General features: G+C 36.6%; 17 protein-coding genes. 14 read left to right on the top strand and 3 right to left on the bottom strand.

Annotation, left to right across the window (positions count from 1 at the left end; all coding sequences use genetic code 11):
- The first annotated feature begins 21 nt into the window (after positions 1-21).
- Positions 22-2,223, top strand: coding sequence for a 5'-nucleotidase C-terminal domain-containing protein (locus C1N55_RS10630; protein WP_137728799.1), 2,202 nt, complete (start codon positions 22-24; stop codon positions 2,221-2,223).
- Between the two features lie 200 nt (positions 2,224-2,423).
- The gene (locus C1N55_RS10625) at positions 2,424-2,699 is read left to right on the top strand and encodes a hypothetical protein (RefSeq protein ID WP_137728798.1); all 276 of its coding nucleotides are present in this window, start codon (positions 2,424-2,426) and stop codon (positions 2,697-2,699) included.
- Positions 2,700-2,742: 43 nt separating this feature from the next.
- Here C1N55_RS10625 and C1N55_RS10620 read toward each other — a convergent pair whose 3' ends face one another.
- On the bottom strand, positions 2,743-3,036 hold the full coding sequence (locus tag C1N55_RS10620) for a YxcD family protein (RefSeq protein WP_137728797.1): 294 nt from the start codon (positions 3,034-3,036) through the stop codon (positions 2,743-2,745).
- Entirely contained in the window at positions 3,024-3,485 is a 462-nt protein-coding gene (locus C1N55_RS10615; RefSeq protein WP_137728796.1) for a hypothetical protein, read from the bottom strand. The genes C1N55_RS10620 and C1N55_RS10615 overlap by 13 nt, the downstream gene beginning before the upstream one ends.
- A 276-nt stretch (positions 3,486-3,761) precedes the next feature.
- Here C1N55_RS10615 and C1N55_RS10610 point away from each other — a divergent pair, with 276 nt between their 5' ends.
- The 3 genes from C1N55_RS10610 (at position 3,762) to C1N55_RS10600 (ending at position 6,165) form a co-directional block, all read left to right on the top strand.
- A complete protein-coding gene (locus C1N55_RS10610; RefSeq protein WP_137728795.1) occupies positions 3,762-4,025 on the top strand; it encodes a YhdT family protein in 264 nt (87 codons plus the stop codon).
- Positions 4,025-5,470 carry a sodium/pantothenate symporter gene (gene panF, locus C1N55_RS10605; RefSeq protein WP_205758548.1) on the top strand — a complete coding sequence of 482 codons (1,446 nt, stop codon included), beginning with the start codon at positions 4,025-4,027 and terminating at the stop codon, positions 5,468-5,470. The genes C1N55_RS10610 and panF overlap by 1 nt, the downstream gene beginning before the upstream one ends.
- 116 nt (positions 5,471-5,586) lie before the next feature.
- Positions 5,587-6,165, top strand: a complete 579-nt coding sequence (locus C1N55_RS10600; protein WP_137728793.1) for a hypothetical protein — start codon at positions 5,587-5,589, stop codon at positions 6,163-6,165.
- Positions 6,166-6,213: 48 nt separating this feature from the next.
- Here the strand turns inward: C1N55_RS10600 and C1N55_RS10595 are convergent, their stop codons facing one another.
- The gene (locus C1N55_RS10595; RefSeq protein ID WP_137728792.1) at positions 6,214-6,588 is read right to left on the bottom strand and encodes a nucleotide excision repair endonuclease; all 375 of its coding nucleotides are present in this window, start codon (positions 6,586-6,588) and stop codon (positions 6,214-6,216) included.
- 343 nt (positions 6,589-6,931) lie between these two features.
- Here C1N55_RS10595 and C1N55_RS10590 point away from each other — a divergent pair, with 343 nt between their 5' ends.
- The 9 genes from C1N55_RS10590 (at position 6,932) to C1N55_RS20540 (ending at position 15,961) form a co-directional block, all read left to right on the top strand.
- Positions 6,932-7,039, top strand: coding sequence for a YjcZ family sporulation protein (locus tag C1N55_RS10590; protein ID WP_137728791.1), 108 nt, complete (start codon positions 6,932-6,934; stop codon positions 7,037-7,039).
- A gap of 463 nt (positions 7,040-7,502) precedes the next feature.
- Positions 7,503-8,342 (top strand): M15 family metallopeptidase, encoded by an 840-nt coding sequence (locus C1N55_RS10585; RefSeq protein WP_137728790.1) that lies wholly within the window; start codon positions 7,503-7,505, stop codon positions 8,340-8,342.
- A 242-nt stretch (positions 8,343-8,584) separates the two neighbouring features.
- Entirely contained in the window at positions 8,585-9,007 is a 423-nt protein-coding gene (locus C1N55_RS10580) for a GNAT family N-acetyltransferase (RefSeq protein ID WP_137728789.1), read from the top strand.
- Positions 9,008-9,249: 242 nt separating this feature from the next.
- On the top strand, positions 9,250-9,693 hold the full coding sequence (gene hutP / locus C1N55_RS10575) for a histidine utilization transcription antiterminator HutP (RefSeq protein WP_137728788.1): 444 nt from the start codon (positions 9,250-9,252) through the stop codon (positions 9,691-9,693).
- A gap of 122 nt (positions 9,694-9,815) precedes the next feature.
- Positions 9,816-11,327 (top strand): histidine ammonia-lyase, encoded by a 1,512-nt coding sequence (gene hutH, locus C1N55_RS10570; protein WP_137728787.1) that lies wholly within the window; start codon positions 9,816-9,818, stop codon positions 11,325-11,327.
- Positions 11,328-11,478: 151 nt separating this feature from the next.
- The gene (gene hutU, locus C1N55_RS10565; RefSeq protein ID WP_137728786.1) at positions 11,479-13,155 is read left to right on the top strand and encodes a urocanate hydratase; all 1,677 of its coding nucleotides are present in this window, start codon (positions 11,479-11,481) and stop codon (positions 13,153-13,155) included.
- Positions 13,155-14,411 (top strand): imidazolonepropionase, encoded by a 1,257-nt coding sequence (gene hutI, locus C1N55_RS10560; RefSeq protein WP_137728785.1) that lies wholly within the window; start codon positions 13,155-13,157, stop codon positions 14,409-14,411. Before hutU ends, hutI begins: the two co-directional genes overlap by 1 nt.
- Before the next feature lies 1 nt (position 14,412).
- Positions 14,413-15,402 carry an agmatinase family protein gene (locus C1N55_RS10555; RefSeq protein WP_137728784.1) on the top strand — a complete coding sequence of 330 codons (990 nt, stop codon included), beginning with the start codon at positions 14,413-14,415 and terminating at the stop codon, positions 15,400-15,402.
- 409 nt (positions 15,403-15,811) lie between these two features.
- Positions 15,812-15,961: a hypothetical protein gene (locus tag C1N55_RS20540; RefSeq protein WP_168193842.1), complete on the top strand. Its 150-nt coding sequence runs from the start codon at positions 15,812-15,814 to the stop codon at positions 15,959-15,961.
- The last annotated feature ends 96 nt before the right edge of the window (positions 15,962-16,057 follow it).

Below are 16,057 nucleotides of genomic sequence, written 5' to 3'. Positions count from 1 at the left end.
TTTGGTGGAGGTTTTATTTGAATGAAATTTTCTAAAGGTAGCAAAATCTTTATTGCTTCAGCAACGACTGCAGCACTAGCTTCATCTGTTGTAGTAGTTACGCCACAACAAACGCAAGCTGCAGGTCCTTTCTCGGATGTAACAGCTTCTGATTCTCATTATGAAGCTATTATAAAATTAGCGGATCTAGGTATTATTAACGGTCATAAAGATGGTACATATAAACCAGAAAGCCCTGTTACTCGTGGACAGGTTGCTACCATTTTAGCGAATATTCTTAACATAAATAAAGACAAACCAAAAGATCCAGGATTTACAGATGTACCTAAATCATCCGATCATTATGCTGCAATTGCTGCTTTAAAAGAAGCAAAAATCATTAACGGTTACGAAGACAACACCTTCAAACCAAATGAAAAAATTTCTAGAGCACATTTGGCGGTAATGATTGCTTCAGCTTTAAAAATCCAACCAAAGGATAAAAAAGCACTGCCATTCACAGATGTAACATTTTATAACGAACAAATTAAAGCCCTGTACGATTTCGGTATTACAGTAGGTACATCCAAGACGACATTCGCTCCAAATAATAATGTAACTCGTGGACAAGCTGCTTCATTCCTTTATCGTGCTTTAGAAGTATATGATTCTACTTTTACTTTATCGCTTATGCATAGTAATGACACTCATAGTGCTGTTGACAAAGCTCCAAAACGTGCAACTGCTGTAAAAGAAGTGCGTGCTAAAAACCCGGACGCTCTATTATTGGATGCAGGGGATGCGAACACAGGGACTCTATACTACAATGAATTTAAAGGTCAAGCTGATATCGCGTTCATGAATTATATGGAATACGATGCTATGACATTTGGTAATCATGAGTTCGATGCAGGTTCTACTCCAGATGGACATCAAGCATTAGTAGAGTTTATCAAGAAAGCCGATTTCCCATTTGTTACTTCGAACGTTGACTTTTCAGCGGATGCCAAGTTCACAGGATTATTTACTGATTTAATTTCTAGCGAACCTGAGAACGGAAAAATTTACAATGGTATTATTAAAGAAATTAATGGAGAAAAAGTTGGGATTTTTGGATTAACGACTGCTGAAACGTCTGATATTTCTTCGCCTGGTAGTATTGCTTTCAAAAATTATTTAGAAGAAGCAGAGAAAGCTGTTAAAGCATTTGAAGGTTTAGGAGTAGATAAAATTATCGCTCTTTCTCATTTAGGTTTTGATGACAATCCTGCAATTGATAACGATATTATTTTAGCTGAATCTGTAGATGGTATTGATATTATTGTTGGTGGACACTCTCATACTGAATTGAAGGAACCTCATGTAGTAAATACTAATACAAAAGGTGAGGCTAAAGACACAACGTTAATTGTACAAGCCAAAAATGCGAGTGATTACTTGGGAACACTAGATGTAACATTTGACGATAAAGGAGTCCTTGTTGCATATAAAGGTGGATTATTGAATTTAGCTAATTATGCAGATGATCCAGAAGCGCTTGAACTATTAAAACCATATAAAGAACGCGTTGATGAAGTTGGTGGTGCAGAAATTAAAGCAACAACAACGGCAGCTTTAGTAAGTCCACGTATTACTGATGAAGGGAATACTGAACAGCTAAGTGTTCGTAAAAATGAGACAGCTCTTGGTAACCTGATTACTGATGGAATGGTTGAAAAAGCAAGAAGCTTTACTGGTAAAGATGTAATCATGGCAGTTCAAAACGGTGGGGGTATCCGTTCTTCAATTGATGCCGGTCCTATCACTGTTGCTGAAGTAATTAAAGTACTTCCATTTATGAATACTCTAGCAGTTATGGATGTAACTGGTGCTGAGTTAAAAGAAACATTTGAAACGAGTGTAGGTGTTTATCCTAATGAAAACGGTGGCTTCTTACACGTTTCTAAAGGAGTAAAAGTACAATTTGATTCTTCTAAGCCAGCAGGGGAGCGTATCGTAAGTATTACTTATACAGATGCTAATGGTAAAGAAGTAGCTATTGAAGATAATACAACTTATACTATTGCGACAAACGCATTTACTGCAAAAGGCGGAGACGGCTATGATGTTCTTGCGAAAGCTTATGCAGAAGGGCGCGTAACTGACTTAGGATTATCAGACTGGGAAAACCTTAAAGAACATTTAGAATCAATTGGTACAATTACACCTACAACTGAAGGACGAATTGTAGACGCAGCAAAATAATTTCTTTCAAAAGGCCAAATTTACACTTAAGTGCAGATTTGGTCTTTCTCTTTCTCAATGTTTCGATTTATATTTAAATCCAATTTTGATATATTATTATTAAATTTACATACTATTAAAATTTTAGTTGAAATAAATACTGACAATTAATAAAATAGTAAATACATAATGCAGTAATCTAAAAAGCTACAGGAGGAATTATGGATAATAATAGATATAGTATTTTAGCGAAGTTTCGAGAAGGGCATTACTTTTACTTAAACTTCAATAATCCTAAAATCTTAGATTGTTTAGAACAAGTTCCTCCACCACAAGGACTATTAGCCCTTGCACAGTGGCCAATTTATAATCATACAGAGATTGAGTTTTTTGTTGAATTAATCAATGGGAACATAAAATATTACCATTTGAAGGACCGACGAACTAAGGTTATGAAAACCATCAACCTCGACAAAACTGAACTGGATAATAATTGATACTAAAAGAGGTACCACATAATAATTGTGATACCTCTCTTTTTTACCATTCAATATTAGCTATAATACCTTCATCATCATGTAAGTCTAGCTTGATTCTAGCAGAAATGGAATCACGATTTAATTTCTCGTCAAGATATAGTCGAATTGCTGTGATAAAGTTTACAGTGTTGTAAAAGTCCATCTCTCCATTCACATAGGCTTCTGCAGTGAAACCTGCTACATCATCGTACATTAACTCCACTTCAACATCTGTAGGCTTTATTTGTTTAAATTTTGCATGGAAATAACACAATGCATTAATTACTTCCTGTTCATATAATGTTATTTTTTCCAATTGTCCGTTACCTCTTTGTTATTCTTACGTTTCATCATTTGATAAATTTTCATACAAATAAAGACAATAAAGATAATTGCAGCTGCATTAATCGCAAAGCCTAGGATATTTCCGATTAGTCCCATATCCGAGAATAGACTGCCGAACAATAAGCCAGCAAGGCCACCGATGAATAAACCTTTCATTAGGCCACCACTCGAGAAACCACCTTTAGATTGTGTTGTTGTGGATTTATTTGTTGTTGTCGATTTGTTCACTGTTGAGTTTGATCCAGAATCATTATTTTGAACATTATTATTTGTTGATCCTGGGCTTGTGTTATAGCTTTTTTTACCGGATTTGTACGACTTTGCTTCAGCTGTCTGTACATGGTCGAAAAAAGGAATAACTGTTCCAACACTTGAGAACGCTAAAGTGATGGCAATTAATATTGCAGAAAGCTTTTTCATTACTATGTATCCTCCATCCTTATTAAACACAAACTCTATTTGTGCTTATACTCTACAATTATATCAAAATATAAATTATATAAAAAATATTTGCTATCGATTAATAATTTTACGTCTCTTTTCATTATATTTTGAATTTCTCATTGCGTTTATATACAGTGAAAAATATTGTTTACGCGGTAGTAAATAGTAGTTCTTCCATTTTTGTAAACGAAAACGTATGATAGAAAATGTATCACACAAAGCTTTACATATTTATGAAAGGAATGAATTTAATTGAAAGATGCGCGTTTTAAAATTGCAAATCGAGAAGCCTTAATAGGTGTAGCTCTTGTAATCATAAATTTTGCTATATGGTTTGGGTTTGCTTACGGATTGGGAGCAGGTGATCCTGCTGAATATGATTTAATAATGGGGTTCCCAGCGTGGTTTTTCTATAGCTGTATCGCAGGTACCATTTTTATGATTATCCTGATTTGGGTGGCCATTAAAGTCTTTTTCAAGGATGTACCGTTCCAAGATGAGGAGGATGAGATATGATACAATGGCAAGTTATTATTCCTCTTTTAGTCTTTTTAGTTATCATTTTTGCAATAGGCTTTTGGGCAAACAAACAAGTACGACATTCAAATTCCTTCTTACAAGAATATTTTTTAGGTGGCCGAGAAATGGGTGGTTTCCTTCTTGCTATGACAATGATGGCCACTTATGGAAGTGCATCAAGCTTTATCGGAGGACCTGGTGTTTCCTATAATTTAGGACTTGGATGGGTGCTGCTTGCTATGGCTCAGCTACCAGCAGGATATTTTGTATTAATGATACTTGGTAAGAAATTCGCTATTATTTCTCGCCGTTATGAAGCAATAACATTAATTGATTTCCTAAAAAAACGCTATGATAGTAATGTAGTGGTGTTTATTTCAGCGATTAGTATTATTGTTTTCCTGTTTGCTTCAATGACTGCTCAATGGGTTGGGGGAGCGCGACTAATAGAGTCGTTAACAGGTTTAAATTATACGGTTGCATTACTCATTTTTGCTGTAACTGTACTCGTTTATGTGATTATTGGTGGTTTCCGTGCTGTCGCTTTAACTGATGCCTTACAAGGTACGATCATGATAATTGGAACGGTTGTATTATTAATAGGCACAATTATAGCAGGTGGGGGCATTGATCATATTATGAACTCTTTATTAAAAGAAAATCCTCAAATGTTATCACCATTTGGTTCAGACGGTTCACTTACACCTTTGTATGTTTCCACATTCTGGATTTTGATAGGGTTAGGTGTTATCGGTCTTCCACAAATAGCTGTACGTGCAATGAGCTATAAGGATTCCAAGAGTCTGCATCGAGCAATTCTTATTGGAACAATCGGAATCGGTACCATTATGTTTGGTATGCATTTAATCGGTGTTTTAGCGCGTCCTGTAACTCCAGGGATTGAAATTGCAGATAAGGTAATGCCAACATTAACTTTGGAAGTTCTACCACCAGTGCTTGCTGGTATCGTTTTAGCAGCTCCTATGGCTGCAATCATGTCAACGGTAAATGCTTTACTTATGCTTGTGAGTTCGACTGTCGTGAAGGATGTTTATCTTAATTTTATTAATCCAAAAGCAACAGATAAACAAATTAAAACGAGAAGCTTTTGGGTAACAACAATTATTGGACTAGCTGTTGTACTATTTTCTTTAAATCCACCAGAATTTTTAATTATGTTAAATCTCTTTGCATTTGGTGGTCTGGAGTCAGCCTTTTTATGGGCAGTTGTCTTTGGATTATATTGGAATAAAGCGAATAAATATGGGGCGATTTCCTCAATGGTTGTGGGCTTACTATTGTATATCACCATTTATGAAAAATTCCCTAATGTCTTTGGCATGCATTCTGTAACGATTCCGATAATTGCCTCCTTGGTGACATTTGTCATAGGAAGTTTGGTCACACAAAATAAATCTACATTAAATCCAACAAAGCTATAAATATAAGTTTATTATTTAGTTTTCTTATAAGTTGTGATATTGTCTTAAGTATGCATATGGGACTTTCTTAAACGAAATGACCGCAAGAAACAATGTAAGAAAGGGGTCGTTTCCTAATGACAAAAGATATAAATGCACAATATAATGGAATGATTTTATTAACTGGATATTTACAAAGATTGTTTGTAGCAGAAACGATTTATCGACGTATTGGGGAACCTTACGATCAAGAGCGTTTTGATAAAGCTAAAGCACTTTTAGATGAAACATATACTATTATGCCGGTGTTCGAGGAAACCAAAAGCCTTACACCAGCTCAAAAAATTCAACTTCAATTAATAGCTCAGCAAACTGATGAGTTAATGCAGACCTATTTTAAACAAATGCCATTAACGTTTAAACAAAAGCTTGCTATTGTGGGTTCTTCTTTATATGCAGAACAGCATGTAAACTCAGGTATTATACGTCTAGGCAAAATGTTTAATGTTGAAGTTAACAAAGACTTCCATCAACGTATTAAATTCTATGAACAACGTACAAAAATGATTGATTATCTTGTATTTGCCTTCCATCATAACGAAGAGGTAGAAGAACAATTTATGAAACCGATTGATCCATGGTTTAATGATGTAATGCGAAACAAAGACTTTGTATTGGATGATTTTAAACAAATCGCTCAATTATTAGAGTTTTAATTAAAAAAGCTGATTGAAGGAGTTTGAGTCCTCCCAATCAGCTTTTTATTATTCGTAAAATACTTTATCAATATTATGTTTTGCACGAAGAGTATTAATCGCATATGTTTCGTAAATTTCACGTTCCATTGGATCTTCCACTTCGTAAACTTCAATTTTATAAATTTCGTCACGGTATTTTTTCATCGGAGAAACATTATCTTCAAAATGCTTTTTGATACGTTGACGAATTTTTCGAGCCTTACCTACAAATAAAACTTCATTTGCTTTGTTATAGAAGAGGAAAAATCCACCATTTTCGCGCGTGATTTTATGGAAATCAATAAACCCGTGGAAAGGGGTAATAGGTACCTCGCCATCTTTTAAGACTTGTTCACGTTGATAGATTACAACATCCGGTTTTGGTAATTCAATTTTAATCAAATAGTTCACGTCCTTATTATGAATAGAATTTTATGCTACCATAAATACCAATGAATTGCTATAAAGGAAACAATAATCAAAAGTTTTTAATCTTTATTTATTATTGACAACATAAAGAGTGGTTATAAATTGCAAGAAATTAAAGTTTTATTTTTTTTTTTGAGAAATACTAGCTGTAAAAAAAATGGAGTTCTCACGTTTATCTTCACCACGCTTTTTGGGTTGCAAAACCGCTGCTTAAATTTATAAAGTGAAAATCTATTTATAAAAACTCCACGTTTACACATTCCAGGGAATCAAGTAAGCCATATACTGAACTATCAAGAATAGTGGAGGTGAAATTATGTCATATAGCTATGATGGTGGTCGTAACAACAACAATGATTTCGTATTGATTGTTGTTCTATTCATTCTTCTTATTATTGTTGGTGCATCGTTTATGCGCTACTAGTATAATTTTAACTACTGATGAGTCATTTCTTTTTTATAGTAGTTAAAAATATACAATGAAGACCAGGAAAATTCCCTGGTCTTTTTTTTATTTTTGAAACAGTAATTTAAACTGACCATCTCTTTTTCCGGTTTAATGAGTATTTTCCTAAACATAAAAAATATTACTCGCTTTGCCTATAATTTTTTGTGATAGTTTATCTGTTATATTATTAGAACACCAAATCAAGAATTATTAATAAAATTTGATAGTTTCGGCTTCGGTAATCCTATTATAATCGTACCGACGAAACAAGTAGCTGTCACTTTTAGTATAAATTTTACTGTTATAATGTCCAATTCACATAGAAAACTGAGATTATACTAGTATATTAGAGCTGTTTGCGATGATTTTGGACCTATAGAATTGTGGTTTCTTTGATAGGTTACAAGCTCTATATAAACTAATGTAAAGGAGAGAGAATTTGGCATCAATAACAACAACTATTAGAGATTTAAATGAATTATCTAGTACCGCACAATTAGCTTGTAAGTTGTTGTTTCAGGAGTGTTATAAAGCTGGAATTACAGACATTTTCATCACAGAAACTTATCGTTCCCAAGCGCGGCAAGATTACTTATATGCGCAAGGCCGTACTAGACCAGGACAAATTGTTACTTGGACAAAATCTAGTAATCACACGTCTCGTTTAGCTTGGGATATAGCTGTAGCACCTCCAAAATCTCTGTATGATGTGACAACACTTACAATCGTTGGAAATATTGCAAAAAAGTTAGACATCACTTGGGGTGGTACGTGGAGCAATAATATTGATCTTCCACACTTCGAGGTGAAATCAAATTGGGTAATGCCTGAAGGTTATAAACTTGAAGGCGATGTTATTGTACCCACTTCGAGTCAAGTAAGAGTTCAATTAATCAAAAAGGAGGAATTAACAGTGTCACAATATGAAGAGCTTAAAAGTGAAATAGAAGCATTAAAAAAAGAATTGGCAAATAAAGCAAATTCAAACTCTAGTGCAACTGTTGGCTCATCTCACAAAGAATCTTACGAATGGGCAAAAGGTTTAGGGTTAACCGACGGATCCAATCCAGCAGGGGCCTTAACTCGTCAACAATTATTTACTGTGTTAAAACGATATCATGAGACGTTTGTACAGAATAATGCAGCTGTTTCAGCTTCACACAAAGAAGCTTGGGATAAAATAATTTCCTTAGGTATTACTGACGGCAGCAATCCAAGAGCACTAGCCACTCGAGAGCAAATTGGTACGATGTTAAATCGAGTGATCAACATTAAATAACTCAAATTGTTTATTCTGTATAAAATAGGATTAATTGAAATTTGAAATTCTAAGTACTGCCTCTCCATCTTACGGAAGGCAGTTTTTTAATTCGAAAATTAGAATCTCTGCAACAAAGATATATTAAGTTTGTGAAGAAATGTAGGTGTATTAACAAAAAAGTGAATGGGAAAAGAAGGGAAATGGTCATTCATAACAGAAGTTATCATATGAAACCACATCATTAATCAGGAGTAATGTAGATGACACTTTCTATTAGTAAAGAATTAAATAATAAGTACAAACAATATATTGATGAAGAACTTTACAAATTTAACTTAGAGCATTTTCCAAAGGATTTGAGTGGCAGATATGAAGAGGTCTGTTTATATCTCAAGGATGATAACCACATCGTTCGTGGTGGTATTTTAAGCGAGATTTGTTGGAATTGGTTAGAGATTCACACTTTAATGGTAGATGAAGAGATTAGAAAATCAGGCTATGGATCCAAATTATTATCAGAGATTGAGAAAATAGCTAGAGTAAAAGAATGTGATTTTATCAAAGTTGATACTTTAAGTTTTCAAGCATTGGATTTCTATAAAAAACACGGTTATGAAGTTTATGGTACTTTAGATAATGTCGGCAGGGATTTTAAGCATTATTACTTAAAGAAAGATCTGTAGAATCAATAATGAAAACTTCGAAATGAATTTCTTTAGAGGGCTAAATTTAAGGAAAGAATACTTATAATTATAAATTTTACGGCAACCTGGCACGTCATTCAATAATTGTCTAATTTTTTCTAAATTTGAAAAAATTACGTTGACACTGGTTTTTGAAGCGTATACACTTAAACTAGCTATTAGACATTAGAACATACAACTAGTTGTTTAACGTTATTAGAAAAATGAAAAGAGTTGTTATTATGGCATTAAGTAAAGATCGCCGTATTGGTAAACACGCTATCTTACTTTTGCTATCTGAGAATTCGGCTGAACATCTGGTAATGCTCGAACAGTTGAATTGGAAGAGTTGTACGGGAAAAGTTGGATCGATGGATGCGCATAAGGTAGTAGCTGCGATTGAAACAGCGGCTAAGAAGAATGGAGTTATCAATCCGGACCTTTATCGGGAATCACACGCATTATATCATGCGATAATTGAAGCGTTGAATGGGATAACGAGAGGTCAAGTCCAAATCGGTTCTGTACTAAGAACAGTTGGTTTATCATTTGCTGTTTTACGTGGAAACCCATATGATAATGAGCAAGAGGGAGACTGGGTTGCTGTTTCCTTATACGGAACAATTGGCGCGCCAGTTAAAGGTTCTGAGCATGAAACAATTGGCTTAGGCATTAATCACATATAATTTGCCCATAGTATTTAGATAATAGGGGGCTATATCATGAAATCATTTTTTTAGTGATTTCTTTGATATAGTCCCTTTTTTTATTGAGTATTACCACAACAATTTAGAGGGGTGACAAAAGGATGGTTACATTAAATGGTCAAACACTTACTTTTTCAGATGTACAAAAAGTTTTATTTGAAGGAGAAAAAGTTGTTTATTCTGAGGAGAGCATGAGAAAGGTTCAGGAAAGCCGAAAAGCGGTTGAAAAAATCGTATCCGAAGAGCGAATGGTTTACGGGATTACGACAGGATTTGGAAAATTTAGTGATGTGCTTATTGACAAAGAGGATGTTGAAGCATTACAGCTAAATTTAATCCGTTCCCATGCTTGTGGGATAGGAGAGCCTTTTCCAGAGGTTGTTTCCCGCGCGATGATTCTCCTGCGTGCAAATGCATTATTGAAGGGCTTTTCCGGTGTACGTCCTGTGGTCATTGAAAGATTGCTAGAGTTATTAAATGCTGGTATTCATCCAGTGATTCCTCAGCAAGGATCACTTGGTGCCAGTGGTGATTTAGCCCCTCTCTCACATTTGGCTTTAGTGTTAATTGGGGAAGGAGAAGTTTTTTATAAGGGAGTGAAAACACCTGCAATTCATGCATTAAAGAAAGAAGCCATCTCTGCTATTACATTAACAGCAAAAGAAGGTTTAGCCCTTATTAATGGTACTCAGGCGATGACAGCAATGGGTGTTGTTGCTTACTTGGAAGCAGAAAAATTAGCTTACCAAACCGAGCTAATCGCATCAGCTACAATAGAAGGATTACGTGGGATTATCGATGCATTTGACGAAGATATTCATTTGGCACGAGGCTATAGAGAGCAAGTAGAAGTGGCAGAGCGCATTCGCGGTTACTTGGCGGACAGTACCTTAATAACAAGGCAGGGAGAGCTTCGTGTACAGGATGCATACTCAATCCGGTGCATTCCTCAAGTACATGGTGCCACATGGCAGACATTAAACTATGTCAAAGAAAAATTGGAAATTGAAATGAATGCTGCAACTGATAATCCGCTCATTTTTGATAACGGTGAAAAAGTCTTATCTGGTGGTAATTTCCACGGTCAACCGATTGCATTTGCCATGGATTTTTTAGCAATTGCCATAGCCGAACTAGCAAACATCTCAGAACGTCGAATTGAACGACTCGTAAATCCACAATTAAATGATTTACCGCCTTTTTTAAGTCCTGAACCAGGCTTACAATCAGGAGCGATGATTATGCAGTATGTCGCAGCTTCACTTGTATCTGAAAACAAAACTTTGGCACACCCAGCAAGTGTTGATTCCATCCCTTCTTCAGCAAACCAAGAGGATCATGTTAGTATGGGGACGATTGGATCACGACATGCCTATCAGGTAATTACAAATACACGCCGAGTGTTGGCGATAGAAGCCATTTGTGGTCTACAGGCAGCAGAAATTCGTGGGAAAGATAAAATGGCACTAGCTACTCGCGAATTTTTAGTGAATGCTAGGAAAATAGTCTCATTCATAAATGCGGACCGAGTGTTTTCCAAAGATATTGAAGCAATGAATGACTGGTTAAAGACTGGTACTTTTGAATTCAAAAGAAGTAAAGCATTGATATAGAGATAGTTAAAGTAGCTGTTAAAAATGGGAAGAAAGCGGAAGGCATAGCTTGATGCTCACCTCCCAAAACCCATAAAAAAACATCAAATAAGTACATTTTTTTAGCGATATCTTTATAGGATTTAAGTATCACAACTAGGAGGGAAAATAGATGAAAGCGACAACGAACAACAGAATTACACGTTTGACAGGCACAAAACTAAATACAAAAGGCTGGCAACAAGAGGCAGTCCTACGTATGCTGATGAATAATTTAGATTCAGATGTGGCAGAAAGACCAGAAGATTTAGTTGTGTATGGTGGAATTGGAAAAGCAGCGCGTAATTGGGAGTCGTTTGATGCGATTGTTAAATCACTTAAAGAACTTGAAATTGATGAAACATTACTTATACAGTCTGGTAAACCTGTGGCAATTTTTAAAACGCATATGGATGCTCCGCGTGTTCTTCTTGCGAATTCCAACATTGTACCGGCATATGCAAATTGGGAAACATTCCATGAACTCGATAAAAAAGGATTGATAATGTATGGACAGATGACTGCTGGAAGCTGGATATACATTGGCTCACAAGGAATCGTCCAAGGAACATATGAAACATTTGCGGAGTTAGCGAAGCAGCATTTTAACAATACTCTTAGGGGGACAATTACGGTTACAGCAGGGTTAGGTGGTATGGGTGGTGCACAGCCTCTTGCTGTAACAATGAATGGTGGTGTATGTATCGCAATTGAAGTTGATGAAACTAGAATTGACCGCCGAATTGAAACTCGCTACACAGATGTGAAAGCATATGAGTTGGATGAAGCGATTCAGTTGGCCCATGAAGCGAAGAAAGAAGGGAAAGCATTATCGATTGGTTTATTAGGTAACGCATCGGATATTCTTCCTGAGATGATTGCTAGAAACTTTATCCCTGATGCATTAACAGACCAAACTTCCGCTCATGATCCTCTAAACGGTTATATTCCTACAGGGATGTCACTTGAAGCAGCAGCAGCATTACGAAGCTCGAACCCTAAAGAATATGTCAAACTTTCGAAGGCGTCGATGGCAAAACATGTAAAAGCAATGCTTGAAATGATGGAAAAGGGAGCAATCACCTTCGACTACGGCAACAATATTCGTCAAGTTGCCAAAGATGAAGGCGTGGAAAATGCTTTCGACTTCCCAGGATTTGTTCCAGCCTATATACGTCCCCAATTTTGTGAAGGAAAAGGGCCTTTCCGTTGGGTAGCACTGTCGGGAGATCCTGAAGATATTTATAAAACAGACCAAGCAATTTTACGTGAATTTAGTGAGAACAAACATTTATGTAATTGGATTCGTATGGCGCAAGATAAAATACAGTTCCAAGGCCTTCCTTCGCGAATTTGTTGGTTAGGGTATGGAGAACGTGTCCGTTTCGGAAAAATCATCAATGACATGGTTGCAAATGGCGAGCTAAAAGCACCGATTGTTATCGGTCGTGACCACTTAGATTCTGGCTCTGTGGCCTCTCCAAATCGTGAAACTGAAGCTATGAAAGACGGATCGGATGTTGTTGCAGATTGGCCGATTTTAAATGCGATGCTAAATGCAGTTGGCGGCGCTACTTGGGTCTCCGTACATCACGGTGGAGGAGTGGGAATGGGCTACTCATTACACGCTGGAGTAGTTATTGTCGCAGATGGTACGAAAGAAGCAGCCGCACGCATTGAGCGAGTATTGACAACAGACCCTGGTATGGGTGTCGTGCGTCATGCTGATGCTGGATATGAACTTGCAAAGAAAACTGCGCGTGAAAAAGGAATCAAGATGCCGATGCTTGAAAAAGGGGCTGATCAGTAATGCCAAGACCTATCTGGATTAAGCATTCAGCTCAATTGGCGACACTTGCTTCTGATAAAAAGGGACCACGTACGAAAGAGGCGATGTCTGATCTAGGTTTAATCGAAGACGGCAGCTTGTGGATTGAAAATGGGCTTATACAAGCTGTAGGGACTACGAAAGAACTTGAAAAACACTATTTAGATAGGTCGCATGAAGCAGAAATTGTTGATGCCATGAACCATTTAGTCACTCCAGGATTAGTGGATCCACATACACACGTGGTCTATGGGGGAAGCCGTGAACGAGAATTTGAAATGCGCCTTCAAGGGGCGACTTATATGGATATTATGAATGCTGGTGGAGGAATTCATGCGACAACCCGAATGACAAGAGAAGCAACAAAAGATGAGCTGATTGAGCAAGCAACACGACGTCTGGACTCATTTCTAGCACATGGTGTGACAACTGTTGAAGGAAAAAGCGGTTACGGTATGAATCTCGAAACAGAGCTAAAGCAATTAAAAGTAATGAAAAGGCTGCAAGAACAACATATGATAGATATCGTTCCAACTTTTATGGGCGCTCATGCCGTACCACCTGAATATAAGGGGCGTGAAGAGGATTTTGTGGATTACTTAATTCATGACATGCTTCCGGTAGTAGCTGAGGAAAAATTGGCGGAATTTAATGATGTGTTTTGTGAAAAAGGCGTTTATACACCTGAACAATCAGAGCGAATTTTAGAAGCAGGAAAACGTTTAGGGTTAATCCCGAAAATCCATGCAGACGAAATCGAACCATACGGGGGAGCAGAACTAGCAGCAAAAGTAGGGGCTATATCAGCTGAGCATTTATTAAAAGCATCCGAAGCGGGTATAAAAGCAATGGCAAAGTCGGGAACAATCGCTTGTCTACTCCCTGCTACAGCCTTGTATTTACGAGAAGAAGCAGCTGTAGGTAGGAAAATGATAGATGAGGGAGTTGCAGTGGCGATTTCTACCGATTGTAATCCGGGGTCTTCACCAACAACTTCAATGCCACTTGTTATGAATTTGGCTTGTATTTCTATGCGTCTTACTCCAGCTGAAAGCTTAACAGCAGCAACCTATAATGCTGCTTGTGCGATCAACCGACAGGAACAAGTGGGATCGCTCGAGGTTGGGAAACAAGCGGATATCGTACTATGGAAAACAAAAAGTTATCAGGAACTGCAATATTTATTTGGTGTAAACCATGTGAAAGCTGTCTGGAAAAAAGGTGTAAAGGTGGTGTAATATGAGTGAGCATTGGCTTCAAGTACCAGAGTGGTCCTGGAATCATTCAAAGGAAATTCATCCATCTTATGTTCATCATTGGATTCAACAACTAAAAAACATGCAGTCTACACCGGATATGATTCTTTTTGGAGCACCTATTTCGAGATCCTCCATTAGTGTGTCAGGGGCTTCCTTATACCCGTCAGAGTTTCGACGAACATGGAAAGGTTTTGCGACTTATAATTTGGACGAAAATGTAGATTTAACTCATTATAAAGTAGCAGATGCTGGGGATGTGGTAATGCATACAACAGATATTCTTTTATCTCATCAAAGGATTCAAGATACCACTAAATATTTAGCGGAACACTATCCAAATTCAACAACGTGTATGATTGGGGGTGACCATTCGACTACGGCATGTGCGGTTCGGGGGATTAAAGGAGCTTTTTTAAAAGAAACAATTGGAATCCTGCAACTAGATACACATCTTGACGTGAGAGATCCGAAAGAATTAGGACCGGCAAATGGCACTCCAATTAGACAATTAATAGATGGGAAGATGGTTGATGGAGAGAATGTCATCAATATTGGTTTACACGGTTTCTTTAACGCAAAGCCGCTGATTGACTACGCAAATGAACACAATATTCAAATGGTGACATTAAAGCAAGCGCGAAAAGATGGGCTTACAAATACAATCAAAGGAGCACTCGAACAATTATCAGCCAAAGTTGATCGTATTTACGTAACAGTTGATATGGACGTACTTGATATATCAGTTGCGCCGGGTGTACCGGCATCAACTCCGGGTGGAATGACAGCGATTGAAATGTTCGATAGTTTACTAGAAATTGGAAAGCATCGTAGTGTGAAGCATATTGATTTTGTTTGTCTAGATCCCAGCAAAGATTCAGCTGTTGGAGAAACCGTGAAAACCGGTGTTTATGCATGGTTACAGTTTGTTACAGGATGTATTTTACAAAAAAATATTCAGATGGGTTATTAATTTCTCCACTTTTCAAATATCATGTTATCTAGATAGTTTCAAAATGGCGCTTCCCTAATATTGAGGGAAGTGCTTTTTTGGATCATTTAATGGCGCAACAGTGAAGAAACTTGTAATAGATAAGGTCTTTACTTTATCAATGAAATGAAAGCCATGATGATTGAGATTTTTTAGGAAAATAGTGATTATTTTTTGATTCCATTAATTTACCCTAAAATAAGGATGAGTAGGACAAACTATATCCAAATTGCCTAAATATTTTTAGGACATGAAAACTGAAGAATTTGTATAGTTTAGCTGCTTGATGTAAACTTAATATTGGAATAATATGTTAAAATTAGACCGATTTAAAATGGAGAAAGGTTTTTTTGCTACATACAAGCAAGATAGACAGGGAGTGAGAGAAAAAATGATGAAATTACAGATTACCACGTTTGTTTTGGTCGGAGGACTTATTGGGTTATTTACGGATGGTGTAATGGTGGGGGTTGGAGCAGCAGCACTTGTATTTATAGCGTATAAGATAGAGAAATTTATAGAGGAGAAAGCTAAAGATTAATTGATAGGGTATAAATACAAAATAAAAATGTAGTTAGTGGGACGAGCACAGCTACATATTACCAGGTATTAATTACCTAGTAATTAGAAAACATCA

It is taken from the genome of Lysinibacillus sp. SGAir0095 (assembly GCF_005491425.1).
Classification (GTDB): Bacteria; Bacillota; Bacilli; order Bacillales_A; family Planococcaceae; genus Ureibacillus.
Note: the sequence above shows the minus strand (reverse complement) of the source record. Positions and strands in the feature narration are given on the sequence as shown.

Coding starts and splice junctions, on each gene's coding strand:
- C1N55_RS10630 (WP_137728799.1), top strand. CDS start 22: ATGAAATTTTCTAAAGGTAGCAAAATCTTTATTGCTTCAGCAACGACT.
- C1N55_RS10625 (WP_137728798.1), top strand. CDS start 2,424: ATGGATAATAATAGATATAGTATTTTAGCGAAGTTTCGAGAAGGGCAT.
- C1N55_RS10615 (WP_137728796.1), bottom strand. CDS start 3,485: ATGAAAAAGCTTTCTGCAATATTAATTGCCATCACTTTAGCGTTCTCA.
- C1N55_RS10600 (WP_137728793.1), top strand. CDS start 5,587: ATGACAAAAGATATAAATGCACAATATAATGGAATGATTTTATTAACT.
- C1N55_RS10590 (WP_137728791.1), top strand. CDS start 6,932: ATGTCATATAGCTATGATGGTGGTCGTAACAACAACAATGATTTCGTA.
- C1N55_RS10580 (WP_137728789.1), top strand. CDS start 8,585: ATGACACTTTCTATTAGTAAAGAATTAAATAATAAGTACAAACAATAT.
- hutP (WP_137728788.1), top strand. CDS start 9,250: ATGGCATTAAGTAAAGATCGCCGTATTGGTAAACACGCTATCTTACTT.
- hutH (WP_137728787.1), top strand. CDS start 9,816: ATGGTTACATTAAATGGTCAAACACTTACTTTTTCAGATGTACAAAAA.
- hutU (WP_137728786.1), top strand. CDS start 11,479: ATGAAAGCGACAACGAACAACAGAATTACACGTTTGACAGGCACAAAA.
- hutI (WP_137728785.1), top strand. CDS start 13,155: ATGCCAAGACCTATCTGGATTAAGCATTCAGCTCAATTGGCGACACTT.
- C1N55_RS10555 (WP_137728784.1), top strand. CDS start 14,413: ATGAGTGAGCATTGGCTTCAAGTACCAGAGTGGTCCTGGAATCATTCA.
- C1N55_RS20540 (WP_168193842.1), top strand. CDS start 15,812: ATGATGAAATTACAGATTACCACGTTTGTTTTGGTCGGAGGACTTATT.